16 protein-coding genes and 1 tRNA gene are annotated in these 25794 nt (G+C 69.3%); 2 read left to right on the plus strand and 15 right to left on the minus strand.

The annotated features are described in order from the left end of the window. Window positions 1–322 precede the first annotated feature (322 nt). Complete coding sequence (locus QN245_RS11475; RefSeq protein ID WP_317843221.1) at window positions 323–2287, plus strand: PhoX family protein; 1965 nt, start codon at window positions 323–325, stop codon at window positions 2285–2287. Window positions 2288–2351: 64 nt separating this feature from the next. Here the strand turns inward: QN245_RS11475 and pgi are convergent, their stop codons facing one another. The 6 genes from pgi to pcnB all read right to left on the minus strand — a co-directional run bounded on the left by pgi (window position 2352) and on the right by pcnB (window position 8028). Further along, entirely contained in the window at window positions 2352–3866 is a 1515-nt protein-coding gene (gene pgi / locus QN245_RS11480; protein WP_317843222.1) for a glucose-6-phosphate isomerase, read from the minus strand. Further along, entirely contained in the window at window positions 3863–4243 is a 381-nt protein-coding gene (gene panD, locus QN245_RS11485) for an aspartate 1-decarboxylase (RefSeq protein WP_160968957.1), read from the minus strand. The genes pgi and panD overlap by 4 nt, the downstream gene beginning before the upstream one ends. A gap of 174 nt (window positions 4244–4417) precedes the next feature. Continuing rightward, entirely contained in the window at window positions 4418–5257 is an 840-nt protein-coding gene (gene panC, locus QN245_RS11490; RefSeq protein ID WP_160968955.1) for a pantoate--beta-alanine ligase, read from the minus strand. Continuing rightward, on the minus strand, window positions 5254–6072 hold the full coding sequence (gene panB, locus QN245_RS11495) for a 3-methyl-2-oxobutanoate hydroxymethyltransferase (RefSeq protein ID WP_317843223.1): 819 nt from the start codon (window positions 6070–6072) through the stop codon (window positions 5254–5256). Before panB ends, panC begins: the two co-directional genes overlap by 4 nt. 31 nt (window positions 6073–6103) lie before the next feature. Next, window positions 6104–6613 carry a 2-amino-4-hydroxy-6-hydroxymethyldihydropteridine diphosphokinase gene (gene folK / locus QN245_RS11500; protein ID WP_425612863.1) on the minus strand — a complete coding sequence of 170 codons (510 nt, stop codon included), beginning with the start codon at window positions 6611–6613 and terminating at the stop codon, window positions 6104–6106. Further along, on the minus strand, window positions 6610–8028 hold the full coding sequence (gene pcnB / locus QN245_RS11505; protein ID WP_317845356.1) for a polynucleotide adenylyltransferase PcnB: 1419 nt from the start codon (window positions 8026–8028) through the stop codon (window positions 6610–6612). The genes folK and pcnB overlap by 4 nt, the downstream gene beginning before the upstream one ends. 30 nt (window positions 8029–8058) lie before the next feature. Here pcnB and QN245_RS11510 point away from each other — a divergent pair. Next, window positions 8059–8133, plus strand: a tRNA-Glu gene (locus QN245_RS11510). 262 nt (window positions 8134–8395) lie between these two features. Here QN245_RS11510 and folE2 read toward each other — a convergent pair. From folE2 to QN245_RS11555, 9 genes are all read right to left on the minus strand, one after another. Further along, window positions 8396–9343: a GTP cyclohydrolase FolE2 gene (folE2, locus tag QN245_RS11515; protein ID WP_184448050.1), complete on the minus strand. Its 948-nt coding sequence runs from the start codon at window positions 9341–9343 to the stop codon at window positions 8396–8398. Between the two features lie 414 nt (window positions 9344–9757). Beyond that, the gene (locus QN245_RS11520; protein WP_317843224.1) at window positions 9758–11185 is read right to left on the minus strand and encodes a sugar porter family MFS transporter; all 1428 of its coding nucleotides are present in this window, start codon (window positions 11183–11185) and stop codon (window positions 9758–9760) included. Between the two features lie 90 nt (window positions 11186–11275). Next, window positions 11276–12625 carry a xylose isomerase gene (xylA, locus tag QN245_RS11525; RefSeq protein WP_317843225.1) on the minus strand — a complete coding sequence of 450 codons (1350 nt, stop codon included), beginning with the start codon at window positions 12623–12625 and terminating at the stop codon, window positions 11276–11278. A 34-nt stretch (window positions 12626–12659) separates the two neighbouring features. Further along, window positions 12660–14153, minus strand: coding sequence for a xylulokinase (xylB, locus tag QN245_RS11530; RefSeq protein ID WP_317843226.1), 1494 nt, complete (start codon window positions 14151–14153; stop codon window positions 12660–12662). A 739-nt stretch (window positions 14154–14892) separates the two neighbouring features. Beyond that, window positions 14893–17775, minus strand: coding sequence for a TIM-barrel domain-containing protein (locus QN245_RS11535; protein WP_317843227.1), 2883 nt, complete (start codon window positions 17773–17775; stop codon window positions 14893–14895). A 53-nt stretch (window positions 17776–17828) separates the two neighbouring features. Further along, the gene (locus QN245_RS11540; RefSeq protein WP_317843228.1) at window positions 17829–19520 is read right to left on the minus strand and encodes a DUF5597 domain-containing protein; all 1692 of its coding nucleotides are present in this window, start codon (window positions 19518–19520) and stop codon (window positions 17829–17831) included. A 17-nt stretch (window positions 19521–19537) separates the two neighbouring features. Further along, a complete protein-coding gene (locus tag QN245_RS11545) occupies window positions 19538–21475 on the minus strand; it encodes a sialate O-acetylesterase (RefSeq protein ID WP_317843229.1) in 1938 nt (645 codons plus the stop codon). Window positions 21476–21558: 83 nt separating this feature from the next. Continuing rightward, a complete protein-coding gene (locus QN245_RS11550; protein WP_317843230.1) occupies window positions 21559–24495 on the minus strand; it encodes a TonB-dependent receptor in 2937 nt (978 codons plus the stop codon). 285 nt (window positions 24496–24780) lie between these two features. Beyond that, complete coding sequence (locus tag QN245_RS11555; RefSeq protein WP_160969612.1) at window positions 24781–25743, minus strand: LysR substrate-binding domain-containing protein; 963 nt, start codon at window positions 25741–25743, stop codon at window positions 24781–24783. Between the last annotated feature and the right edge of the window lie 51 nt (window positions 25744–25794).

A 25794-nucleotide genomic window follows, 5' to 3' on the forward strand; every position in this document is an offset into this window, starting at 1 on the left:
GCCTGTCAACCGCGCCGCGAGGTATGCCCCGATGCCGCCGGGATATCGGTTGACGCTATAGCGATGGAATACCGGCTTCGCTTGTGCGGGGCCGCATCCGGGTCATTGACCGCGCTCCCCGGTGCCATCCGCCGCGACGGCGTTTGCTGCATCGCAATATCGAGTGGAGCGCGCACTGCGCAAGGCGCAGCCGTGTTCGACGCGTCTGCCGACGGCGCGTGCGTTCGCAGGTTTCAAACAAATGTCACCAAGCGCACCTAGGTTGGACCGCGCCGGCACAGAGGGGAGTGACCGGTATCCCGCCTTTCTGGAGAGTCCCCCGATGTCGCATCTCCCCGATTCCGGTCGCCGCCGAGCGTTGCGCCTGCTGGCCGGCACCTCCCTGCTGCCGCTGGGCAGTCTTTCCGCCGCCGCGTTGGCGAGCGATCCTGCGGCCGCGCGTCTGCCGCCCCTGCCCGCGCCGCGGCCAGGCCGCCCGCCACGGCCGCGCGTGCGCGCGGTCAGCTTCGACGGCATGGCGGCTCCGTCGCTGGCCGAGCCGGCGGCGATGGCCACCACCAGCGTGCGCTCGCATGTCGAGGTGATCCTGCACGACGGCAGTCGCCAACGCTTCGCCCTGGCCTACCGGCCGTTCTTCATGACCGGCGACCAGGTCCCCGACGGTAAGGGCGGCACCGTGCTGGCCGGCGGCTACTACGACATCCACAACCGGCCGATCCTGGATCGCTCGATCCCCGGCAGCGAACGCCCGTTCTTCTCGGACTGTCCCGATGGCTCGTCGCTGCTGACCCTGCCGCATGCGCAGGTGCCCGGCGTGCGCGGCAACACGGTGTTCGCGGTGGTGCAGTTCGAATACACCACGCGCGATCTCGCCGGCAACGGCACCTATCGCCAGCTGCCGGCGCCGATCGCGGTGCTGACCCTGGACCAGGACCCGCGCACCGGCCACCTGCGCCTGGTCAAGTACCACAACGTCGACACCTCGGCGGTCCACGGCCTGTGGACCACCTGTGGCGCCAGCCTTTCGCCCTGGAACACGCACCTGTCCAGCGAAGAATACGAACCCGATGCCGCCAGCATCGCCGGCAACACCCAATTCCAGCGCTTCAGCGAACACCTCTACGGCGATCCCACGCGCGCCAACCCGTATCACTACGGGCACCTGCCCGAAGTGACCGTGCACGCCGACGGCAGCGGCAGCATCCGCAAGCACTACTGTCTGGGCCGCATCTCGCACGAATTGGTGCAGGTGATGCCGGACCGGCGCACCGTGCTGATGGGCGACGATGCCAGCAACGGCGGCCTGTTCCTGTTCGTTGCCGACCGCGACTGCGACCTGTCCAGCGGCACCCTGTACGTGGCGAAGTGGCGACAGCGCTCGGCCAGCGGCCCCGGCGCGGCCACGCTGGACTGGATCCGCCTGGGCAGCGCCTGCAGCGACGAGATCGAAGCGATGGCCGACGTGCTGCGCATCGACGACATCATGGACGTGGCCACGCGCGATCCGGGCGACCCCAGCTACACCCGCATTCCCTACAGCGGCGGCTTCAACTGGGTGCGGCTGCGCCCGGGCATGGAACAGGCCGCCGCCTTCCTGGAAACCCACCGCTACGCCGCGCTGGTCGGCGGCAGCCTGGGTTTCACCAAGATGGAAGGCACCACGGTCGACACCCGCGACCGCATCGTCTACTCGGCGATGTCCTACATCCAGGGCAGCATGCTCGACGGTTCCGGCGACATCCGCGTGGAAGGCCCGACCGCCGGCGCGATCTATGCGCTGCCGCTGCGCGGCGGCCAGCGCGACCATCTCGGCCAGCCGATCCGCAGCGAGTGGGTGCCGGTGTCCATGAGTGCCCCGCCCGCGCTGGTCGGTCGCGATCTGCCCGCAGCCGATGCACTGGGCAATCTGGCCGACCCGGAGCGCATCGCCAATCCGGACAACATCAAGTTCTCGGAACGCTTGCGCACACTGTTCATCGGCGAGGACAGCGCCATGCACGTGAACAACTTCCTGTGGGCCTACAACGTCGACACCGGCAAGCTGTCGCGCCTGCTGTCGGTGCCGGCCGGCGCCGAATCCACCGGCCTGCACGCGGTCGACGAGATCCACGGCTGGACCTACGTGATGAGCAACTTCCAGCATCCCGGCGACTGGGAAAGCCCGCTGCACGACAAGGTCAAGGCGCAGCTGGATCCGTTGATCCGCGCCAACTACAAGGACCGCTACGGCGCGGCGGTGGGCTATCTCACCGGCGACCCGGTCGGGTTGCGCCTGGACGACGCATAGAACGCCGCACGGCGCCCGAAGGATCGCGCGAGCCCTTGGCTCGCGCGATCGGATGCGTTCTCGCTCAGCCCTGCAACCGCGCCAGCACCGCGCGCGTGACCGGATCGGCAACCTCGGTGGACTGGCCCTGCAGCGCCGGCAGCAGCTGGCTGGCCAGTTGCTTGCCCAGTTCGACGCCGAACTGGTCGAAGGCGTTGATGCCCCAGACCACCGACTGCACATACACGCTGTGCTCGTACATGGCGATCAGCGCGCCCAGCGCCTGCGGGGTCAGCGCGTCGAGCAGGATCAGCGTGCTCGGGCGGCCGCCCGGGTAGTCGCGGGCCGGATCGTCGCTGCCCTGCCCGTTCGCCAGCGCCTCGGTCTGCGCCAGCAGGTTGGCCAGCAGCGCCTGGTGGTTGACGGTGTACGGGTCGTCGTTGCGGATGCAGCCGATGAAGTCGGCCGGCACGATGCTGGTGCCCTGGTGCAGCGCCTGGAAGAAACTGTGCTGCACGTCGGTGCCGGCGCCGCCCCACCACACCGGCACGGTATCGGCCTCGACCGGGCTGCCGTCCAGCCGCACGCGCTTGCCCAGGCTTTCCATCACCAACTGCTGCAGGTAGGCCGGCAGCAGCGCCAGGCGCTGGTCGTAGGTCATCACCGCCTGCGTCGCGTAGCCGAGCAGGTTGCGGTTCCACAGCGTGGTCAGGCCGTGCAGCACAGCCACGTTGCGCTCCAGCGGCGCGTTCAGGGCGTGCGCGTCGAACTGCGCGGCGCCATCCAGCAACTGTTCGAAGGCGTCGGCGCCGATCGCCAGCGCGATCGGGAAGCCCACCGCCGACCACAGCGAGTAGCGGCCGCCGACCCAGTCCCACATCGGCAGCACGCGGCCGGCGGCGATGTCGAAGGCCTTGGCGGCGCGTTCGGGATTGGCGCTGACCGCGTACAGGCGCTCGCTGCCGCCCAGCCAGTCGCGCAGGATCTGGCCGTTGAGCAGGGTTTCCTGGGTGCCGAAGGTCTTGGAGATCAGCACGCCGGCGGTGCGCGCCGGGTCCAGCGTGGCCAGGGTGCGCTGCATCGCCGCGCCGTCCACGTTGGAGACGAAGTGCACGCGGAAGCGCGCGCCGGTGGCCGGACGCAGCGCATCGGCGACCAGGCGCGGGCCCAGATCGGAGCCGCCGATGCCGACGCTGACGATGTCGGTGACCTCGGTCTGCGCCAATGCATCGATCAGCCCGCGCATGCGCTGCTGCACCTCGCGCGCGCTGGCGTGGGCCTGGCTGGCCACCGGCGCGCCGGTGAGGTCGCCGCGCAGCGCGGTGTGCAACGCGGCGCGGCCCTCGGTGACATTGACCGTCTCGCCGCGGAACAGGCGCTGGAAGGCACCGGCCAGGTCGTGCTCGGCGGCCAGCGCCAGCAACGCGTCGAGCGCGGCGCGGTCGTACTTCTGCCGCGCGAAATTGAAGTACAGCGGTCCGACCTGCAGCGCCAACGTCTCGGCACGGCCGGGTTCGGCCGCCAGCAGGTCGGGAAGGCGCGCCCCGCGCAGGCGCTGGGCGTGGGAATGCAGTGCGTCGAAACCGGTGGACTGTGTCATGCGGCCTGCTTTGGGATGCTGTGGTTGGTGTGGGTGATCTTGTTCTTGCCGTCCACGTAGACCAGGGTCGGCTGGAAGCGCGCGGCTTCCTCTTCGCTCATGCCGGCGAAGGCGGCGATGATGATCAGGTCGCCGACCTGCACGTGGCGCGCGGCGCCGCCGTTGAGCGAAATGATGCCGCTGCCCTCGTCGGCGCGGATCGCGTAGGTGCTGAACCGCGCACCATTGGTCACGTCCCAGATGTGCACCTGCTCGAACTCGCGGATGCCGGTCGCGTCCAGCAGCAGCCCGTCGATGGCGATCGAGCCCTCGTAGTTCAGCTCGGAATGGGTGACGGTGGCGCGGTGGATCTTGGTCTTCAACAGGCTCAGTTGCATGGCACGGGACTGCGGTCAGGAAAGACGCGCAGTTTAGCAGCCGAGGGGTTAGCTGGCGGTGGTGAGGCGCGGCCTCAAACCATCGTAGGAGCGGCTTCAGCCGCGACCGCCCCCGCGGGAAAGCCTGTCGCGGCTGAAGCCGCTCCTGCGACAACGACCCTAGGCCTGCCTTGCTCAGAATTCCAGGTTGTCGATCAGCCGGGTGCGGCCCAGGCGCGCGGCGATCAGCGCCACGCGCGGACCGCGGCCGTCCTGCGGCTCGCTCAGGTCGGGCGCGCGCAGCACGCTGTAGTCGACCTCGAAGCCGGCCGCCTGCAGCTGCGCGGTCGCCGCCGCCTCCACCTCCGCGCGCGGGCGCCCGGCCAGGTGGGCCTCGCGCATCGCCAGCAGGGTGCGGTGGATGTGCGTGGCACGCGGCCGCTCCTCGGCCGACAGGTACTGGTTGCGCGAACTCATCGCCAGGCCGTCGGCCTCACGCACGATGCCACCGCCGAGGATCTCGATCGGGAACGCCAGGTCGGCGACCATCTGCCGGATCACCGCCAGCTGCTGGTAGTCCTTCTTGCCGAACGCGGCCAGGTCCGGCTGCACCTGGTTGAACAGGCGCGCGACCACGGTGCACACGCCATCGAAATGGCCGGGCCGGCAGGCGCCTTCCAGCACCTCGCTGACGCCCGGGGTGTGCATGCGCAACGCCAGCTCCACGCCCAGCGGATACATGCTCTCCACCGTCGGCAGCCACAGCACGTCGCAGCCGGCGCCTTCCAGGCCGCTGGTGTCGGCCTCGGGCGTGCGCGGATAGCGGGTGAAATCCTCGTTCGGACCGAACTGGGTCGGGTTGACGAACACGCTGGACACCACGCGGTCGGCGTATTGCCGCGCCAGCATCACCAGCGAGAAATGTCCGGCATGCAGGTTGCCCATGGTCGGCACGAAGGCCACGCGCAGGCCCTGCCGCTTCCAGCCGGAAACGGTGGCGCGCAGCCGGGCCAGGTCGGTGATGGTCTCGATCATTTGGCGTAGGCGTGTTCGGCGTCGGGGAAGGTACCGGCGCGCACCGCGTCGGCGTAGGCGCTCACCGCCCCGGCGATGGAACCGCCTTCGGCCAGGAAATCCTTGACGAAGCGCGGACGGCGGTGGCCGCTGTCCAGACCGAGGAAATCGTGCATCACCAGCACCTGGCCGTCGCAATCGGGGCCGGCGCCGATGCCGATGGTGGGGATCCCGATCTCGGCGGTGATCCGCGCGGCCAGCGGCGACGGCACGCATTCCAGCACCAGCAGCGCGGCGCCGGCCGCGGCGACCGCCTTGGCGTCGGCGAGCAGCTTGGCCGCGGCCGCCTCTTCGCGCCCCTGGATCTTGTAGCCGCCGAAAGTCAGCACCGACTGCGGGGTCAGGCCCAGGTGCGAGCACACCGGGATGTCGCGTTCGCTGAGGAAACGGATCACGTCCAGCTTGTGCCCGGCGCCCTCCAGCTTGACCATCTCCGCACCGGCCTGCAGCAGCCGGGTCGACGCATCCAGCGCGCGCTCGGGCGTGGCATCGGACTGGAACGGCAGGTCGGCCACCAGCAGCGCGCGTTGCAGCACCCGCGCCACCGCGGCGGTGTGGTAGACGATGTCGTCCACGGTCACCGGCAGGGTCGAGTCGTGGCCCTGCACCACCATGCCCAGCGAATCGCCGATCAGGATCAGGTCCACGCCATTGGCGTCGAACGCACGCGCGAAGCCGGCGTCGTAGGCGGTCAGCATCACCAGCTTCTGCTGGCGGCGCTTGGCCTCGGCCAGGGCGGGAACGGTCCAGGGCTTGCTGTCGGCGTGGCTGCTCATAAGCTCATGTGCTGCGGTAATGAGCCGAGCATTATCTACCGATTGGCACGATCCCGCCGGTTTCGATGCGGTCGCGGACGTCACGCACCGTTCCATGCCCCGGAACGATTGCCTCGGCGGCGATCTCGGCCAGCGGCAGCAGCACGAAGGCACGCTCGTGCAGGAACGGATGCGGCACCTGCAGCCCGGGCAGGTCGATCACCGCCTCGGCGTACAGCAGCAGGTCCAGGTCCAGGGTGCGCGGGCCCCAGCGTTCGCCGGGCAGGCGCTGGCGGCCGTGGCGGCTTTCCAGGTCCAGCAGCGACTGCAGCAAGGCCGGCGCCGGCAGCGTGGTGGCCACCAGCGCCGCGGCGTTGATGAAGTCCGGCTGGTCCTCGCGGCCCCAGGCCGGGCTGCGGTACAGCTGCGAGGCGCGCAGCAGGCGGGTCTGCGGCAAGGTATCGAGCGCGGCCAGGGCCGCGCGCAGGGTCGCCGCGGCATCGCCGAGGTTGCCGCCCAGGCCGATGCAGGCCTGGACCGGCGTCTCCACAACGGCGCTCACTCGAGGGGCGCGGTGGCGTCCGGACGGCGACGCCGGCGCCGGCGGCGCTTGGGGGTCTCTTCGCTGTCGGCAGGCGGCGCGAACGCCAGCTCGTCACCGGCGTAGTCCACGTCCGGATCGAAGCCGCGCGGCGGCGGCGCATAGCCGGGCTGCTGCTGCAGTTCGCGCCAGTAGGCGATGTCGGCCGCATGCTCGTCGGAGGCCGACTGGCGCACGATCAGGAAGTCGAACGCGGCGCGGAAGCGCGGATGCGACAGCGTGCGCACCACCCGCTTCTTCTGGCGCGAGGTGAAGCGCGACTGCAGCAGCCAGATCTCCTGCATCGGCAGCGAGAAGCGCCGCGGCAGCGCCACGGTGCTCAGCTGGTGCAGGGTCACCCGGTCGGCGGCGCGGCGCTGCGCCTCCTCCATCTGCATGCCCTGCTTCTGCAGGGTCATCAGCGCGCGGCAGTAGGCCGGCCACAGCAACAGGGCGAACAGGAACGCCGGCGACACCGGCTCGTCGTTGGCGACGCGGGCATCGGTGTTGCGCAGGCCTTCGATCAGCATCCGCCGCAGCGCGCCGCTGCGGTTGGAACGCAGCGCCGCCGCACTCTCCGGGAACAGCGCGGCGAGCAGGCCGTGCCGCTCCAGGCCCTCGAAGCTGGCCACGCCGTGGCCGGACAGGAACAGCTTGAGCACTTCCTCGAACAGCCGTGCCGGCGCGGCCTCGGCCAGCAGCCCGGCCAGGCGCGGGATCGGCTCGGCGGTGCCGGCCTCGATCTCGAAGTCGAGCTTGGCCGCCAGGCGCACCGCGCGCAGCATGCGCACCGGGTCCTCGCGGTAGCGCTGCTCGGGATCGCCGATCAGCTTCATCAGCCGCGCCTGCACGTCCTCGAAGCCGCCGGTGTAGTCGCGCACCGAGAAGTCCTCGATCGCGTAGTACAGGGCGTTGCAGGTGAAGTCGCGGCGTACCGCGTCGTCCTCGATGCTGCCGTAGACGTTGTCGCGGACCAGGCGGCCGTTATCCACCTCGCGGTCGCCGCTGCCGTCGTCGACGTTGGCGCGGAACGTGGCGACCTCGATGATCTCGCGGCCGTAGACCACGTGCGCCAGGCGGAAGCGGCGGCCGATCAGGCGGCAGTTGCGGAACAACTGCTTGACCTGCTCGGGGGTCGCGTCGGTGGCGACGTCAAAGTCCTTGGGCTGCACCTGGACCAGCAGGTCGCGGACTGCGCCGCCGACCAGGTACGCGCCGAAGCCGGCCTCGCGCAGCCGGTACAGCACGCGCAGGGCGTTGGGGCTGATGTCCTTGCGCGAGATGGGGTGCTGATCGCGCGGGATCGCGCGCAGGGTGAATGACGATGGAACTGGCGGATTGATGATGGCGCTTCCGTATCGGGTTGCGGGATTGCCGAAGGGCGGCGAGACCCATATACTAGCGCGCTGCAATCGACGCGACCAAACGCTCCCTTCGTCTAGTGGTTAGGACGTGGCCCTCTCAAGGCTAAAACAGGGGTTCGAGTCCCCTAGGGAGCGCCATCCTCGCCTCGCCTGCAGCGCGACACAGCAAAAACCCCGCCCTGGCGGGGTTTTTTGCGTTTCGGGGACCGGCGGTGGCCGGCAACGCCGCATCCTGGGAGGCCGGACGCCAAGCGCCATCGCCCCAGGCGGCTGCGCACGTCGGTCAGCGTTTCGAAGAACCCGAGGCCCTCGCGCTGACTCAAGCGCTGGGCGCGATCGGGTCGACGCAGATCCGCATGCAGGCCACGGCCAGGCCGCCGCCCGGCTGGTCCGCGCCGAATCAGTGCGCAGGCTGCCCGGCTGCGATGGCGACCGGCGGCGACGCAGTCTCCGCCACCGCATCGTGCGCATGCAGGCTCTCCAGATGCCGCACCTGCACCTGCACCTCGGCATAGCGCGCGCCCAGCGCCTGCTGCAGGCGCCGCGCGGCGTCCTCCACGTACATCAGGTTCTCGCCGTTGCGGCGTGCGAACGCCTGTTCGTCGGCGCGGCGCACCGCCGCCTGCACCGGCGTGGCCAGGGCCTGCTCGGCTAGCGCGATCAGGGCCTCGGCATCGAAGCGCACCGCGCGCGCCGACACGCCCACCCGCACCGAGGCCACGCTGCGCTGGCTGTGCGGAGTGGCATGACTGCCGTGCCGGAGCAGCCAGTCCGCGACCGCTTCGCGCGACAGCGAGGCCTGGTCCAGGTGCTGCTGCACGAAGGCCTCGCTGAGCAGTTGCCGTGCCAGCGCCGCCGAACAGGGGCAGGTCGAGGAATACAGCAGCTCCACGCCCAGTCCCAGGCGAACCACGCCGCCGCGCAGTTCGGCGTCGATCCGCAGCGGATACGCCCTCCACCCCGCCAGCCCCGGGCTGCGCAGCGCCGGACGGCGCCGCAGCAGTTCCAGGCGCAGCGACACCCGTGCCGCGGTGGAGGCGCAGTCGGCATGGCTGTGCACCATCGCCCGCAGCAACTGCGACAGCCGCGACGGCGACAGCGGCTGCTCCGCGGCTTCGTCGAGCAGGCGGTACAGCCGCGACATATGGATGCCCTTGACCTGGGCCGACGGCAGGTCGACGGCGAGCGCGGCCTGCGCCGGCACTGCCGTCGCATTTCCGCCCTCGCCCGTCTCCAGGCAGATCGGCAGCGCGATGCCGTCCATGCCGACCCAATTCAGGGGAGCGGCGATCTCCGAAGGTTCGTCGGCGGCGACATCGGGCAACGGCAAGGGTGTCTGCAGATTCATCGGATCGACTGGAGCGGCAAGGGGCGAGGGAAAGGTAAGGAAGCCAAGCTTACAATTGTTATAAAATAACATACCCAGCCCGCACCGAGAGGAGCGCTCATGGCCCACCTCAGCCGTTAGCGGTGCAGGCCCTTTCGTCGGGCCGGTGTGGGCTGCCGTGTCCGGCTGGGTCGCGTAGACCTGCTCGCGCGACTTGCCCGTACCCTCATCCGCCCTGCGGAGCACCTTCCCCCGAGAAGGGGGCCATGGTCCCGAGGGGAGAAGGCAGAAACCAAAGCCCCTCTCCCACCGGGAGAGGGGTTGGGGTGAGGGTACGGAGCGCGCGGCGCCCTCGCCGCTTCGGCAATGCCTTCAGCCACTACCTGCAGACGCACTGAGCCGGCAGCGGCGCCCGCAACGCGCCGCGGCCTCGCCTCAGCCCTGCATCTGCTCCAGTTCCTTGCCCTTGGTCTCGTACACGTAGCGCAGCACGAAGAACACCGACAGGAACGCGGCCACGGTGTAGATGCCGTAGGCGCCGGCCAGGCCGATGCTGCCGAGCAGGACCGGGAAGGTCACGGTGATGGCGAAGTTGGACATCCACTGCGCCGCGCCGGCCACCGCCAGGCCGGAGCCGCGGATCTGGTTGGGGAACATCTCGCCCAGCATCACCCACATCACCGGGCCCCAGGACATGTTGAAGAAGACCACGTAGACGTTGGCGGCGATCAGCGCCAGCCGGCCCATGCCCGGCGACAGCGCCAGCTTGCCCGCCGCATCCAGCGAGGCGCTGGCGAAGGCGATGGTGACCAGCGCCAGCGACACCGCCATCCCGGCCGAGCCGATCCACAGCAGCGGCTTGCGCCCGATCCGGTCGATCAGCACCACCGTGACCAGGCAGGCGCCGATGCTCAGTGCGCCGGACAGCACGTTGATCAACAGCGCATCGCTCTCGGAGAAGCCCACCGCCTGCCACAGCACCGCGCCGTAGTAGAACACCACGTTGATGCCGACCAGTTGCTGGAACGTGGCCAGGCCGATGCCGATCCACACGATCGGGCGGACCTTGCCGGTGACCTTGCTGACCAGGTCCGACAGGCGCGGCTTGTGCTGATCGGCCGACAGCGACCCGGAGATCTCGATCAGCTTGGTCTGCGCGGCGGCAGCACCGTACAGACGGGTCAGCACCGCCAGCGCCTGCTCGCGGCGGCCCTTCACCACCAGGAAGCGCGGGCTTTCCGGAATCGCCAGCAACAGCAGCAGGAACGTCGCCGACGGCAGCGCCTGCATCCAGAACATCCAGCGCCAGGCCGGCTGGCCCAGCCACAGTGCCTCGGTGGACGCGCCGGCGGCCTTGGCCAACAGGTAATTGCTGAGGAAGGCGCAGAACAGGCCGCCGATGATGGCGATCTGCTGCACCGTGGCCAGGCGCCCGCGGTAGCGCGCCGAGGCGACCTCGGCGATGTAGGCCGGCGACATCACACTGGCCGCGCCCACCGCGAAACCGCCCATCATCCGCGCCAGCACGAACACCGCCGAGTTGTGCGCCGCGCCGGCGCCCAGCGCCGACACCAGGAACAGCGCCGCCGACACGATCAGCACCGTACGTCGGCCCCAGCGGTCGGCCAGCGAGCCGGCCAGGAACGCGCCGACCGCACAGCCCAGCAACATCGAGGCGACCTCGAAGCCGGTGCCGGCGGAACTGGACTGGAAGGCCGCCTTGAGGCCGTCGACGGTGCCGTTGATGACGCCGCTGTCGAAGCCGAACAGGAAGCCGCCGATGGTGGCGACGCAGCTGATCAGGATGATGAGACGGGTGTTCTCGCCGGCGTCGGCGTGGCGATCGATCGGAACACTGGACATGGATTCACCTGGTGGCGTGCAAGAGGAAGACGGCCGGCGCGCGGAAGCAGCATGCGCGACGGCGGCACCGGGCCGCCGCCGCGCACCGGTTCAGCGCAGCAGGTACTGGTTGATCAGGTTTTCGTAGGCTTCCTGGCGACCGCTGCGCTGGGTCGGCTCGCCGGCCTGCGCGGCCTGCGCGGCGTGCGCGGCCAGCTCCGCCAGCGTGCTCTTGCCGGCGGCGAAGGCCGCGCCGGCGCCACTGTCGAAGCTGGCGTAGCGCTCGCGGCGCCACTGTTCCAGCGGCGAGGCGGTCAGCAGCGCATGGGCGACTTCCAGGCCGCGCGCGAACGCGTCCATGCCGCCGATGTGGGCGATGAACAGGTCCTGCGGATCGGACGACTCGCGGCGCACCTTGGCGTCGAAGTTGAGCCCGCCCGGGGCCAGCCCGCCCTGCCGCAGCACCACCAGCATCGCCCCTACCGTGTCGTACAGGTCGACCGGGAACTGGTCGGTGTCCCAACCGTTCTGCGGATTGCCGCGGTTGGCGTCGATGCTGCCGAGCAGGCCGGCGTCGCTGGCCACCTGCAGGTCGTGCTCGAAGCTGTGCCCGGACAGCGTGGCGTGGTTGGCCTCGATGTTGAGCTTGAAGTCCTTGTCCAGGCCGTACTGGCGCAGGAAGCCGACCACGGTGGCGCTGTCGAAGTCGTACTGGTGCTTCATCGGCTCCATCGGCTTGGGCTCGATCAGGAAATTGCCCTTGAAGCCGATGCTGCGCCCGTAGTCGCGTGCCAGGGTCAGGAACCGCGCCAGGTGCTCCTGCTCGCGCCGCATCTGCGTGTTGTGCAGGCAGGCGTAGCCTTCGCGGCCGCCCCAGAAGACGTAGTTCTCGCCGCCCAGCTCCACGGTCGCCTCCAGCGCGGCCTTGACCTGCACCGCCGCACGCGCGACCACGTCGAAGTCCGGGTTGGTCGCCGCACCGTTCATATAGCGCGGGTGCGAGAACAGGTTGGCGGTGCCCCACAGCAGCTTGACCCCGGTCTCGGCCTGGCGCTGCCTGGCGATACCGACCATGTGCTTGAGGTTTTTTTCATACTGGCCCACGTCCTCGGCGTCCGGCGCCAGGTCGACGTCGTGGAAGCAGTAGTACGGCACACCGAGCTTGGTGAAGAACTCGAATGCCGCATCGGCCTTGGCCTCGGCCCGGCCCAGCGCATCGCTGCCGGCATCCCAGGGATAGGCGCGCGTGCCCGGGCCGAACGGATCGGCGCCGTTGCCGCAGAAGCTGTGCCAGTAGGCCACGGCGAAGCGCAGGTGCTCGGCCATTGTCTTGTCGCCGATCTTCTTGTCGGCGTCGTAGACCTTGAACGCCAGCGGGTTGTCCGAAGCCTTGCCTTCGAACGGGATGCGGCCGATGCCCGGGAAGTACGCCTTGGCGCCGGTGTAGACGGAAGTGCTCATCACGAAGTCCTGGTGCGTTGCGGGGGAAGGGAAATCACGCGGCGTACAGCGGGCCGATGGCCTGCAGATGCCGCTGGAAGGTCTGGTAGTGCGCTTGATACTGCGCGCCGCGCTGCGCATCCGGCTGCGCGGAACGCGAGGCGTCGTCCTGCTGGTGCTGCAGCACCACCTCGGCCAGGCTGGCGCGGTCGCCCTGCGCCCAGCCGTCGGCCCACAGCGCCTGCAGCGCGGCGCCGAACGCCGCGCCCTCCGCCTGCGCCGGCACGTGCACCGGCAGCCCGAACAGGTCGGCGATGAGCTGGCGCCAGCCGGCGCTGTTGCTGCCGCCGCCGGTCAGAGAGATCGCATCGAAGTGCAGCCCGGCATCGACGAAGGCGTCGAAGCCATTGCGCAGGCTGTAGCTGGCGCCCTCCATCGCCGCGCGATAGAAATGCGCCGGCGTGCTGTTGTGCAGATCCATGCCGGTCAGGCAACCGCGCGCGGCCGGCAGGTTCGGGGTGCGTTCGCCGTTGAAGAACGGCAGCAGCACCAGTCCGTCGGCACCGGGCTCGGTGGCGGCGAGCAAGGCCTCGCCCTGCCCGGTCTTGATGCCGAACAGGCGCGCGATGGTCTCGGTGGCGACGGTGCAGTTCATGGTGCAGATCAGCGGCAGCCAGCCGCCGCTGGAGGAGCAGAACGCGGCCCAGCGCGCGTCGGGGTCCACCACCGGGCGCTCGGCATAGGCGAACAGCGTGCCCGAGGTGCCCAGGCTCATGCTCAGGCGTCCGGGCACCACATTGCCGGTGCCGATCGCCGCCATCATGTTGTCGCCGCCGCCGGTGGCCACCCGCACCTCGCGCGGCAGGCCCAGCGTCTGCGCCGCGGCGGCAGACAGGACGAAACTGGTCTCGGTCGGCACCAGCGGCGGCAGCGCCGCGGCCAGGTCGCGCTGCGGATCGATGGCCTGCAGGAGTGGCTCCGACCACTGCCGCGTGCGCACGTCCAGCCAGCCGCTGCCGGAGGCGTCGCCGACCTCGGCATAGCGCTCGCCGGTGAGCCAGAAATTGATGTAGTCGTGCGGCAGCAGTACCGAGGTCATCGCCGCGTAGGCGTCGGGGCGATGCTTGCGCGTCCACGGCAGCTTGGAGGCGGTGTAGCCGGCCAGGATCGGGTTGCCGGCCAGTTCCACGCAGCGCTGCGCGCCGCCGACCGCGTCCATGATCTCCTCGCACTCGCGCTGGGTGCTGGTGTCGCACCACAGCTTCACCGGCGCGGTGACCTGGCCCTGCGCATCCAGCGGCACGAAGCCGTGCTGCTGTCCGGACACCCCGATGGCCCGCACCTGCGCCCGCTGTTCCGCGCTCAGCGCGGCGAAGCAGGCGACGATGCCGTCGATCCACCACTGCGCCTGCTGCTCGCGGGTGCCGTCGTCGCGGCTGATCAGTTCCAGCGCGTGGCCGTGCGTGGCCACCACCTGCCTGCTGTCGGCATCGTAGGCGAGCAGCTTGACGCTCTGCGTCCCCACGTCCAGGCCGATGTACAGACTCATTGCCGCACCCGCCAGGTCTTGCGCACCGCCAATTCCATCGTCGCTCCAGAAGAAAGGTCGGCGCACGCGGATGGCGCGCCAGGGGCAGAGTGTAGTGCGCGAGGCGCCTGTGGTTCCGTCGCGCATGATGCCGGCCACCATCGCGTCAGGCCAGCGCGATGCGTGCTGCACTGCAAGATCGCGGCGGATGGGGTTGGGATGCAGTCAGGTCTAGGAGACGACGGGACGCGTCTCCCTTCTTCCACCGGGAGAAGGTGCCCCGCAGGGGCGGATGAGGGTACGGGCGTAGCCAGCGTCAGGTAACGACTTGCGCTGGTTGTTGGCACCAGGGCTTCGCTCCGTACCCTCACCCCAACCCCTCTCCCGAGGGGAGAGGGGCTAAAGCGTGCCGCGGCTAGTGCTTTGCCGTCGTCGCGATCATATCTGCGTGTGCGAACACGCCTCCCTTCTCCCACCGGGAGAAGGTGCCCCGCAGGGGCGGATGAGGGTACGGGCGTAGCCAGCGTCAGGTAACGACTTGCGCTGGTTGTTGGCACCAGGGCTTCGCTCCGTACCCTCACCCCAACCCCTCTCCCGAGGGGAGAGGGGCTAGAACGCGCCGCGGCTATTTCCTTGCCATCGCCAGGACGACGCCCTTGCGTTGGAGCATGCGCTTCGCTGCATCGCGATCCACGCCGTACGCCACGACTGCCGGCATGCGGCAATCGGCCTTGGCAATCCCTCGTGTGTCGCCCCAGGCTCATCCGGCCTGCGCCGCGGTGGCATGGCCGGTGCCGCTGCGCGACACTTCCAGGGGCTGGCCGCTGTACTCCACGCTCGCGTCGGCCTTGGGTTCGAGCGCACCGGCATCCGCGCGCGGACCATCGACGAAGCGCACATGGATGCTGCGCCGTGCCTGCATGCCCGGCCAGCGGCCCTCGCGCGCGCCGATACGCAGCACGCCGCTGGCCTGGTCCCACTGCAGCGGGATGCGACTGAACTCGCCCTTCTCGTAGCCATAGCCGGTGCCATCGTCCTCGTACAGCGAGAAGCGGCCGTCGGCGCCGGTGTAGACCACCACGGTCAGCGGCGCATCCGGGATCTGGTCGACGTACTGCTGCACGGAGGTCATCGGCACGATGGCGCCGGCGCGCACGAACAGCGGCATGCGCTGCAGCGGCGCGGCGGCGTCGATGGTCTGGCCGCCGGCGTGGCGCGTGCCGCTATTGAAGTCGATCCAGTCGGTGCCCGCCGGCAGGTAGACCTTGCGCGAGGTTGCGCCGAAGCGCGTCACCGGCGCCACCAGGAACGCCGGTCCGAACAGGTACTCGTCGTCGATGTCGGCAACCTTGGGGTCGTGCGGGAAGTCCATCGGCAGGCCGCGCATCATCACCCCGTCGTGGTGGTAGGTGTCGCCGGCGAGCGTGTAGATGTAGGGCAGCAGCGCGTAGCGCAGGCGGCTGTAGTAGGCCATGCTGGCGTAGTACGGCGTGCCTTCCGGCGCGATGTTCCAGATCTCGCGGTACGGGAACTGGCCGTGCGAGCGGAACAGCGGCACGAAGGCGCCGAACTGGAACCAGCGCGTGTTGAGCTCGCGCCACTCGGGCAGATGCGCCGGATCCTGGCGTTCGTAGCGCTTCTCCACGGCGAAGCCGCCGATGTCGAAGGTCCAGTTCGGCAGGCCCGACATCGACACGTTGACGCCGGCGGAGATCTGCTCGCGCATGTCCTCCCAGCGCGAGGCGATGTCGCCGCTCCACACCGCCACGGCGTTGCGCTGGATGCCGGCGTAGCCCTTGCGCGACAGGATGAACACGCGCTTGCCATCGGCGGCGCGATCGCCGGCGTAGACGCCGTGGGTGTGCGGCAACGGATAGGAATTGAAGAACTCGGTGGACGGCCCCAGCGCGGTCGGCGTGGTGCGCGCCTTGCGCTCGGCGATATCCAGGTTCGAGTGCACGTCGGGTTCGTCGGCGTCCAGCCACCAGGCGTCGATGCCCTTGCGGTTGAGCTTTTCGTCGATCTGCCGCCAGTAGATCGCCTGTGCGTCGGCCGCGTACGGGTCGTAGAAGGCGTTGGTGTAGCCCTTGCCGATCCAGTCCAGTTCGCCCACGGCGACGTTGCGCCGGTAGATGTGCCCGGCCGCGTCCAGTTCCTTGTAGTGGTCCGTGCTCGGGTAGAACTTCGGCCAGACCGAGATCATCAGCTGCGCATGGCTGGCGTGCACCGTTTTGACCATGCCGTCCGGATCGGGGAAACGGCTGCGGTCGAAGTCGTGCGAGCCCCAGGCGTTCTCCGGCCAGTACGACCAGTCGAGCACGATGTTGTCGATCGGCAGCTGGCGCCGGCGGTACTCGGCCAGCGCACCGAGCAATTCGTCCTGGGTCTTGTAGCGCTCGCGGCTCTGCCAGAAGCCGTAGGCCCACTTCGGCAGCAACACCGCCTTGCCGGTCAGTTGCCGGTAGCCGGCGATGACCTGGTCGGCGTTGGCGCCAGCGACGACGTAGTAGTCGATCATCTGCCCCGCTTCGGACCACAGCGACAGGTCGCCGGCCTCGGCCGCCGGGAGCGGGTCGCGATGCAGCAGCGCGATGTAGCTGGGGTCGATCAGGTCCCACTCGACCTTCAGGGTATGCCGCTGGCCGGGCTGCAGCTGCAACGCGAACTCGTGGTGCCAGGGGTTCCAATTCTGCCGCCAGCGGTCGACGAGCAGCTTGCCGTCGACCCATAGCCGGGCGTATTCGCTGGCATACAGCGAGAAAGTGTGCGTACCGCCGCGCTCGGCCTCGATCTGGCCTTCCCAGCGCACCTGGACGCGGCGCTTGTCGCCGGGCTTGGCCGCGGCGGGAAACCTCGCCAGGTCCTTGATGTACTGGTAGTCGATATCGGGCTCGCGGCGCTCCAGCACCGGCGTGCCGTCGATCGCGTAGTGCGCGGTGAGCGCGCCGGGCTTGCCTTGCGCGTCGTACAGGCGCAGCGACGCTGGCAGCGGCTGCAGCCCGCGCGGATCGCCGAAGCGGGTGATCGCATTGTTGTCCCAGAGGATGCCGTAGTTGCGGCTGGAGACCAGGAACGGCACCGCCATGTCGAGATTGCTCTGCAGCAGCTCAATGTCGTGGCCCTTCTGGTTCATCCAGCCCTGCTGGTGCTGTCCGAACCCGTAGAAGGCCTCGTCGCGCGGCGAGACGAAGCGCTGGCGCACGCTCAGGTAGTCGCGCCCTTCGACCTGCAGCGGCGCGAAGCTGCGCCCGCCCGCCACTTCCGCCAGCAAGGGCGCGCCCTGCGCATCGGCGAAGCCGACATGGCCGTCGACGGTGGATACCTGCGCGCTCAGCCTGGCGGTCTTGAGTTGCACCGTCTCGCCGTGTTGCTCCAGCGTAAAGCCGGTGTCGCCCTGCACCGGCACCCGCATCAGGCTGGGCGTGCGCTGGAACGCGCCGGTCGGATCGGCGCTGACCCGGACGATGCCGCGGTCGATCACCTGCAGGCGCACCGGCGCCGCGCCCTTGGCGCTGGGATGCACGGTGACGCCGTCGGCCTCGCGGGTCACCTGCTGCGCAGCGGCGGACGCGGTGACAAGCGATAGCGACAGCAGCAACAGGCATGGCAACGATGGCGGCAGGTGACGGTTCGCGTTGTGCATGTTCACTCCCTTGGATGGTCACGCAGCACGGCGCCACGGGCGCCGCCGCGTCGTCAGTAGGTCGCCAGCGTGACGCGCAGCAACTGCGGCACGTCGGAGAAGTTGAGCCCGTAATCGGTCTGGTCGCCGTTCCAGTTGCGCCGGAACTGCCACTGCTCACCGTCGTACACGCCCTCCTCGACCCGGTCGTAGAGCATGTTCGCGGTCGCCGCGCTGGCCGGATGCAGGGTCACCCGCGCGTGTTGGGCGGTGATCAGGAAGGTGTCAGGCCCGAGTTCGGCGATCAGCGCCGCGCCGATCGGCGTGGGATTGCCGGGCGGCGTGCCCTGGAACCAGAACTGCGGCACGCCGTAGGTGATGGTGGCACTCCAGCGCGCGTTGAGCGGCAGTTCCTGCACCGCCTGGCCCGGCGCCTCGGCGGTTCCGTGCAACTTGCCCACGGCCGCAGCCTTGGCGAAGACGCGCATGCCCATGCCCACCGCACGGTAGCCCAGCGCGAACGGCGCCAGCGCCTGCGCATCCACGCGTTTGGCACCGAGCGGATAGTTGGAGTAGCCGCTGTAGTCGATGCCGAAGGTCGACCAGCCGATGCCGTCGTGGCCCAGCGCCGGATACAGATAACGCGCGTACTCCTGGCGGTTGCCGGTCTCGGCGACGAACAGCGCATTGTCCACCCGCGCATAGCGCTGCAGCACCGTGGTGTACAGCGGGTACTCCGGCATGTAGATGTCCGGCGCCAGCAGATCGATGTGCGGCGCCGCCGCCTTCCACACGTCCAGCACGTTGTCGGTGGGACCCCCGCTGGCGTATTGCCCGGGCTGGCCGGGATTGAATGGGCCGCGCAATGCCGCGTTGACGTAGATCGGCAAGGGATATGCGGCCTTGCCGGCCTCGGCGACGCGGTCGATGAAGCGGGCGATGTGCCAGGCGTGGAAGATCTCGTCGGCATCGGCACCGAACACCTGCGCCCAGCTGCCCGGCGGCTTGCCGAGCCGCTGCAGCAGGTCCGGCGGCACCGGGCCGTCGAACACGCGCTGCGCCATCGGCGAGAAGTCGCGCGCGCTACCGTAGGTGCCCGGCTCGTTCTCCGCCTGCACCATGATCACCGTGCGCTGCGGATCGACCTGACGCAGGTGCCGCATGAAAGCGACGAAGGCCTTGCGGTCGGCCTCCAGCGTGGCCGCCGCCAGCGGCGACAGCGAGCCAAGACGACGCCCGTCGCGCGTGACCACGCGCGGAAAACGCGCATCGTCGGTCTTGACCCAGTGCGGCGCGTAGTTAGGGCCGTTGTTCTTCCAGGTGCCGAACCACAGCAGCACCAGGCGCACCCGCTGCGTGCGCGCCTGCGCCAGCAGCGTGTCGACGAAGGAGAAATCGAAACGGCCCTCTTCCGGCTCCACCTGTTCCCAGGCGATCGGCACCTGCACGGTGTTCGGCCCCAGCGCGCGGATCGCCGGCCACACCTGCGCCAGCGCCGCAGGATAGTTGCTGGAGTTGTTGACCTGCGCGCCGAGGATCAGGAATGGCGCGCCGTCGACCAGCAGCGCATGACGGCCGTCGCTGCTGACCAGGCGCGGGATCGGTACCTGTGCCGGCGCCGATGGCGCAGTGGTGGCGGCCGCAGCGCGCGCATGGGCCGGCGGTGCATCCGGCGCGGCCTGGCAGGCGGCCAGCAGCAACGACAGCAGGCACTGCAGCCCCCATCCGCAGCGCGTGGCGCGCAGCCGCGATCCGGTGCCTCCCACGTGGCGCGTGCCCTGCCTCACCAGCTGTCGGTGCGGAACGGGCCCACCGGCAACTGCTCGCGGTTGACCAGGTTGGCGTCCTCGGGGTTCTCGCTCCAGGCGTAGCGCAGCGCCTGCGGCTGCGGCACCTCGTCGCTGTGGACCACGACCTGGTCGCCCTCGATGCGCGCCTGCGCCGGATGGAAGCGGCGATCGGCACCGGCCAGGGCGAAGCCGCGCACCACGTTGCCGCCGCCGCGCACCGCCAGCGCACTGCCCATCAGGTCGAACATCACCCGCGCCTGGCCATCGGCGAACGTGGCGCGCGCGAACACCGGCGCGCTGTAGATCAGCGTTTCGCCGTAGGCCACATGCCGCGCCACCAGCGCCAGGCGATGTCCCACGTCCTGCTTGTTGGTGGGATGGATGTTGTCCGGCATGCCGATGTCGATGGTCACCGCCTGTCCGGTCGCCGGCAGCGCCAGCGTCCTGGTCTGCGATTCGCGCAGTTGCGCCCACGGGCTCAGGTCGCCCTGGTCGTTGCCGGCCTTCCAGTTGGCCAGTTGCACCCACAGGAACGGCAGTTGCGGCTGTGCGCGTTCCTGCCGCCAGCGCCCGATCAGCGACGCGAACTGCTCGCGGTAGCGCAGCGCGCCGTACGGGTAGGCGTTGCTCTCGCCCTGGTACCAGATCACGCCCTTGACCGGAAACGGCTGCAAGGGATGGATCATCGCGTTATACAGCAACGTCGGGACCTGGTTCTTGTCGTCGTTGGCGGCCAACGTCACCTTGCCCGGCCGGAACTGCCAGTCGCCGGCGAGCGAGCGCGGCTGGGCGCCGTCGGGCTGCACGAAGAACGCCGCCGCATCGCCGGGAATGCCGCCGAAGCCGCCGGTGTCCAGGATCCGGATGGCGATGTGGTTGACGCCAGCGCGCAGCGCCGTCGGCGGCACGCGGTAACGGCGTGGCTCGGTGTAGCGCCCTTCGGTGTGGCCGACCTCGACGCCGTTGACGTAGGTGGTGTCGGCATCGTCGGCCGGCCCAATCCCCACGACCGCGCCGGTCTTGGCCTCGGCCGCGCTCAGGGTAAAGGTGGTGCGATACCAGGCGACGCCGTCCATGCCGACGTAGCCGTGCTGCTCCCACAGCCCCGGCAGCGGCTGACGGTCCCAGTCGCGATCGTCCAGGTCGGCCGCCGCCCAGCCCGCGTCCGCCTGCGCGTCCGTCGGCTGCGGCCAGCGCGCCAGGCGCCGCCTGGTCTCGCCAAGCTCCTTTGCGTCCTTGACCTGCATCTGCGCGATGCGCATGCGCACCTGCGCCGCATCCACTCCCGGCGAGGCCGCGTCCATCCAGGCCTCGATCGCGCTGCCCTGCCAAGTGCTGTCGATGATGCCGATCGGCACCCCGGTGTGCTGGCGCAGGTCGCGCGCGAAGAAATACGCCACCGCCGAGAACGCGCCCGCGGTAGCAGGTGTGGCCGCGACCCAGTTGCCGCCGGGCAGCCGCGGCTGCGGCTGCGCCGCCCAGGCCTTGGGCACCTTGAAGTTGCGCAGTTGCGGATCCGTCGCCGCCGCCACTTCGCGCGCGCCATCGCGCGCCTGCGCCAGCGGCCACTCCATGTTGGACTGGCCGCTGGCCAGCCACACGTCGCCGATCAACACGTCGGCGATGCGGCGCTGGCTGCCGTCGCCCTGCACCTGCAGCACGTACGGGCCACCGGCCGCATGTGCCGGCAACTGCAGCTGCCAGCGGCCATCGGCGCCGGCGACCGCACTGGCGCTGGCGCCGTCCAGGCGCGCCTGGATGCGTGCGCCGGGCGTGGCCCAGCCCCACATGGGGATCGGCGCATCGCGTTGCAGTACCGCGCCGTCGTCGAACAGCAAGGGCAACTGCAGCTCCGCCGCCGCCGGCCATGACGCGAGCGCCAGGGCCAGCAGCGCCAGGCGGCGAACGGTGGGGAACAAGGGTGCGGCCATGAGCGGGTCCTACATGGGGGAAAGGCCGGCAGCGGCCGCCCGCCTCGCCGCAGGCGGATCGCGTGCCGGACGCTGCGCAGCGCCTACCAGTTGGCGCGCAGCACCAGCGAGTAACGGCGATCGTTGACGAACCAACTGCGCGTGTACAGGCGCGGATCGACCTCGCCGTCGCTGTAGGAGGTCGGCCCCATCAGTACCTTGGTCACCGAATTGGTGAGGTTGTTGGCCTGGATGCCCAACTGCAGGTGTGGGGTGAAGCGGTAGAACACCGAGCCGTCGAGCTGGCCATAGTCGTCCGACCAGGTCGGCAGCTTGGTCGCCACGTCGCTGGCGGTGAGCAGGTAGCGCGAGCGCCAGTTGTAGGCCAGGCGCACCGACAGCGGCCCCTTCTCGTAGATGCCGGCGAGGTTGTAGCTGCGCCGCGACAGGCCTTCCAGCGGCAACGCCACGCCGGTCACGGTGGTCTTTGTGTACGGATCGGTGGCCGTGTTCACGCCGCCACTGCTGTCGACGAAGGTGAAGTTGGCATTGACCCCGAAGCCGCTCATCCAGCCCGGCAGCGAATCGAAGAACTGGGTGTAGCCGTACTCGAAGCCGCGGATGCGGCCCTTGTCCATGTTGTACGGGCGCGTCACCAGGAAGTCCTGGCCGCCGTAGTTCTCGGTGACGGTCTGGTTGGAGAAGTAGTCCTTGACGCTTTTGTAGAACAGCGTCAGGTACATCATGTCGCTGCTGTCGAAGTACCACTCAAGCGCCGCGTCGTACTGGTCGGCCTTCATCGGCTTGAGGTTGGGATTGCCGGCGGTGCCGGTCCAGTCCTTCGGCGATCCGTCGTCGTTCATGGTGGCAGCCAACAGCAGATACGGCTGCAACTGGGTGTAGTCGGGTCGCGCCATCGCCTTGGACGCGGCCAGGCGCAGTTGCAGCGCATCGGAGAACTTGAAGCGCAGGTTGAAGCTCGGCAGCACGTCGGTGTAACTATTCTGCGCGGAGTTCTGGAAGTACTGCCCGTAGTACCGGGACTTGAGGTCGCCCGAAGCCGAGGTGGCAGAGAGGTCCGGATACTGGCCATAGCCCGCCGCCTCGGTCTTGGTCTGCACCACGCGCACGCCGATGTTGCCGTCCACCGGCACGCCCAGCGCATCGTCGTTGCCGAAGTACATCACCATGTACGCCGCCTGGGTGCGCTCGAACTGGCGGTTGGTGTCCTGCAACTGGTACTGGTCCGGTGCCCAGCCATAACCGCGCAGCGCAACGATCTGCTCGATCAGCGCCGAGGTGCCGGCGTAGTCCTTGACCGCGCTGTTGCGCGGAAAGACCAACTGCGTCGGCACGTTCACCTTGCCGCGGAACAGGTTCGAGTAGGTGTACAGCGATGACGAGGCCGTCATGTAGTTGGCCAGGTCGGCCAGGCCGGTGGCCGTACCGGGGATGGTGGCCCAGTTGTCGGTGATCACGCCCCAGTTGTAGCCGGAGTTCTTGTTGGTCTGGGTGCGGTCGGTGGCGCGGATGCCGGCGCGGAAGGTGCGCAGCCAGGGGTTGTCGTCGTAGCTGTATTCCAGGTCGAAGCGCGTGGCCAGCTCGCGGCCGCGGTTCTTCGCCAGGTGGTCCATCGCCGCGCTCCAGAAATAGTTGGAGGGGTTGGCGGTGTAGCCGGGGTCGGCCAGGGTCACCGCCGGGTAGCGGCCGCCGAGGTCCACGTTCAGGCCCGGCAGGTAGATCGAGCTGAACAAGGTGAAATCCAGCACGTCGCTCTGCGAGCGCACCAGTTGCATGTCGCCGCGCACGGTCAGCCGGTCGGTCAGGCGATGGCTGAAGCCGCCGGACAGATCGGAGGTGGTGGTGCTCTGCTGGGCATAGCGGTTGTCGGTGTAGAAGCGCACGCCATCGTTGCCGGTGACGTTGCCGCGCCACGAGTTGGATACCGGCGAGCCGCTGACGAAACGGCCTTCGCTATCGTAGGTGAAGGTGGTGCCTGGCGCCGGCACGATGGCGTTGGTGTCGTCGTTGAAGAACGCGGCGCGATCGCGCCAGTTCATGTCGTAGGACGAGCGCAGGTACTGCACGTAGAGCTCGGTGGCATCGCTGGGGCGCCACTGGAACGCGGCCGCCACGCCCTTGCGCTTGCGCTCGAAATCCATCTGCCGCCAGTTGACCCCACCCGGCACGTACACCTTGTCGAACGTAGTCCCGGCGAGCAGCGCCGGATCGGTGCGGCGCACGAACGGCTCGACCTGGATGCCGTCGCTGCGCGTGGCCAGTTCCGAGTGCGCCACGTCGAGCATGAGGCCCATCTCGCCGAGGCCGGTGGTCCAGCGATCGCTGAACAGGAACGAGCCGGACGGCTTGTAGGTCTTGCTCATGTCGCCGTAGTTGATGTCCGCGGTGGCGCCGACCACCCGACCCGGCTGGTCGAACGGCATGCGCGTGCGCAGATTGACCGTGCCGCCGAGGCCGCCTTCGATGATTTCCGCCGATGGATTCTTGTACACGTCCACGCCGGCCATCAGTTCGGCCGGCACGTCCTCGAAACTGAGCCCGCGGCCGCTGGCGGCGCTGAAGCTGTCGCGGCCGTTGAGTTCGCCGCGCACCTGGGTCATGCCGCGAATCATCACCCCGCTGCCCTCGGCCGAGAAGTGGTCCGGATCGTTGCGCGCCATGAAGTGATCGATGGTCACGCCGCTGACCCGCTGCAGGGTCTCGGTGACGCTGCGGTCCGGCAATGCGCCGATGTCCTCGGCGCTGACCGAATCGACGATCTGCTCGGCATCGTGCTTGATCGATTGCGACTTGATCAGGCTGCCGCGTACCCCCTTGACCTCGACCGCATCGAGCTGGGTCACGGGGTCGCCCTTCTTGCGGGCGGCAGGCTGCGCGGTCGCAGGCTCCGCCTCCTGCGCCAGCGCCTGTGCGCTGAGCAGCAAGCCGATGCTCAGCGCGATGAGCGAACGCGGCAAAACGCGGGGACGACGTGACGCTGCGGTCGGCAGAGCCGGACCACGAGGATGCTGCGATGCCATGCTGTTTCCCTCCCAGGAGACATGCACACAGACACGGGCGACGGTCGCGCCAGGGCGCCGTCCTGCGAGTTGTGACGGCGTCGGTCTCAGCCGTTGCCGTATCGGAAGGCGCCGCTGCGCAGAGTGGCAAGTCGGTCGCTAACGCGATCGGCCGAGACTAGAAATGCACTTCGCGTGAAGCAAATGAAAAATTCCCGTCCAGCTATGTGATTCCAGACTAGCGGGATGCGCACCACGGCATGTCTACGAAATCGTCCGCGCGATGGGCAGTGCCTGCGGCCGCGTTCAAACGCTCGCCGCCCGCTCGGGATACAGCCGCTTGGCGGCGTTGCGCAGCGCCAGCAACACCCGTTCGGCGCCCGGCGGCAACAGGTAGTCGCGGCGGCGCACGATGCCGAACGATTCCATGCGCACGCCCAGCGTGATCGGCAGCACCGTCAGCAGCTTGGCCTGCACGTACGGCGCCACCGCCTCGGCCGGCAGCGCGGCCAGCAGGTCGCTGCCGCGCAGCAGGCTGGTCATCACCGGCAGCGAGGAAGTCTCGATGACGTTCTGCGGCGCCGGCACCGCGTGCTCCAGGAACATCGCGTCCAGGCGCGCACGGAGCACGCTGTCGGCCGGCGGCAGCACCCAGCCGTAGCGGGCCAGGTCGGCATGGCGCAGGTCGGCGCGGGTGGACAGCGGATGGCCGGCGCGGGCGATCACCGAATGCGGCTCGTCGGCCAATGGCTCGAACTCCAGCGCCTCGGCGCCGTAAGGGCCGAGGATGCGCCCGATCACGATGTCGAGCTGGCCGTCGAGCAGCTTGGCCACCAGCGGCCGGCTGTAGTCCATCTCCACCCGCACCAGGATGCCGGGGAACTCGCGCTTGACCTCGGCGATCGCCTGCGGCACCAGGTTGGTGCCCGGATTGACCACGGTGCCGATCGAGACCTGGCCCATGCGCCCTTCGCACAGCGCGGCGATCTCTTCCTGGGCGCGGCCGATCTCCGACATCGCCGCGCGCGCGCGGCGGATCAGCACCTGCCCGTACCAAGTCGGCTCGACCCCGCGTGCGTGGCGCTCGAACAGCTTCACTCCCAGCAGGTCCTCCATCTCCGCCAGCAGCTTGGACGCCGCCGGCTGGGTCATGCTGGCCGCCTCGGCCGCGCGCAGCACCGAACGGTGTTCGTGCAACTGCAGCAGCAGCAACAGGTGCCGGGTCTTCAGGCGCGCGGCATTGAACCAGGGATTGGCAGCAGCATTCATCGTGGGCAGGCATCCTGAGGGCGACGCCGTGTATTCGGCGACGGAATAGAA

Source organism: Xanthomonas rydalmerensis, from assembly GCF_033170385.1.
Classification (GTDB): Bacteria; Pseudomonadota; Gammaproteobacteria; order Xanthomonadales; family Xanthomonadaceae; genus Xanthomonas_A; species Xanthomonas_A rydalmerensis.

Coding starts and splice junctions, on each gene's coding strand:
- QN245_RS11550 (WP_317843230.1), bottom strand. CDS start 24,495: ATGGCATCGCAGCATCCTCGTGGTCCGGCTCTGCCGACCGCAGCGTCA.
- pgi (WP_317843222.1), bottom strand. CDS start 3,866: ATGACACAGTCCACCGGTTTCGACGCACTGCATTCCCACGCCCAGCGC.
- QN245_RS11475 (WP_317843221.1), top strand. CDS start 323: ATGTCGCATCTCCCCGATTCCGGTCGCCGCCGAGCGTTGCGCCTGCTG.
- QN245_RS11545 (WP_317843229.1), bottom strand. CDS start 21,475: ATGGCCGCACCCTTGTTCCCCACCGTTCGCCGCCTGGCGCTGCTGGCC.
- folE2 (WP_184448050.1), bottom strand. CDS start 9,343: ATGAATCTGCAGACACCCTTGCCGTTGCCCGATGTCGCCGCCGACGAA.
- panD (WP_160968957.1), bottom strand. CDS start 4,243: ATGCAACTGAGCCTGTTGAAGACCAAGATCCACCGCGCCACCGTCACC.
- xylB (WP_317843226.1), bottom strand. CDS start 14,153: ATGAGTCTGTACATCGGCCTGGACGTGGGGACGCAGAGCGTCAAGCTG.
- QN245_RS11555 (WP_160969612.1), bottom strand. CDS start 25,743: ATGAATGCTGCTGCCAATCCCTGGTTCAATGCCGCGCGCCTGAAGACC.
- QN245_RS11535 (WP_317843227.1), bottom strand. CDS start 17,775: ATGCACAACGCGAACCGTCACCTGCCGCCATCGTTGCCATGCCTGTTG.
- panC (WP_160968955.1), bottom strand. CDS start 5,257: ATGATCGAGACCATCACCGACCTGGCCCGGCTGCGCGCCACCGTTTCC.
- QN245_RS11520 (WP_317843224.1), bottom strand. CDS start 11,185: ATGTCCAGTGTTCCGATCGATCGCCACGCCGACGCCGGCGAGAACACC.
- xylA (WP_317843225.1), bottom strand. CDS start 12,625: ATGAGCACTTCCGTCTACACCGGCGCCAAGGCGTACTTCCCGGGCATC.
- panB (WP_317843223.1), bottom strand. CDS start 6,072: ATGAGCAGCCACGCCGACAGCAAGCCCTGGACCGTTCCCGCCCTGGCC.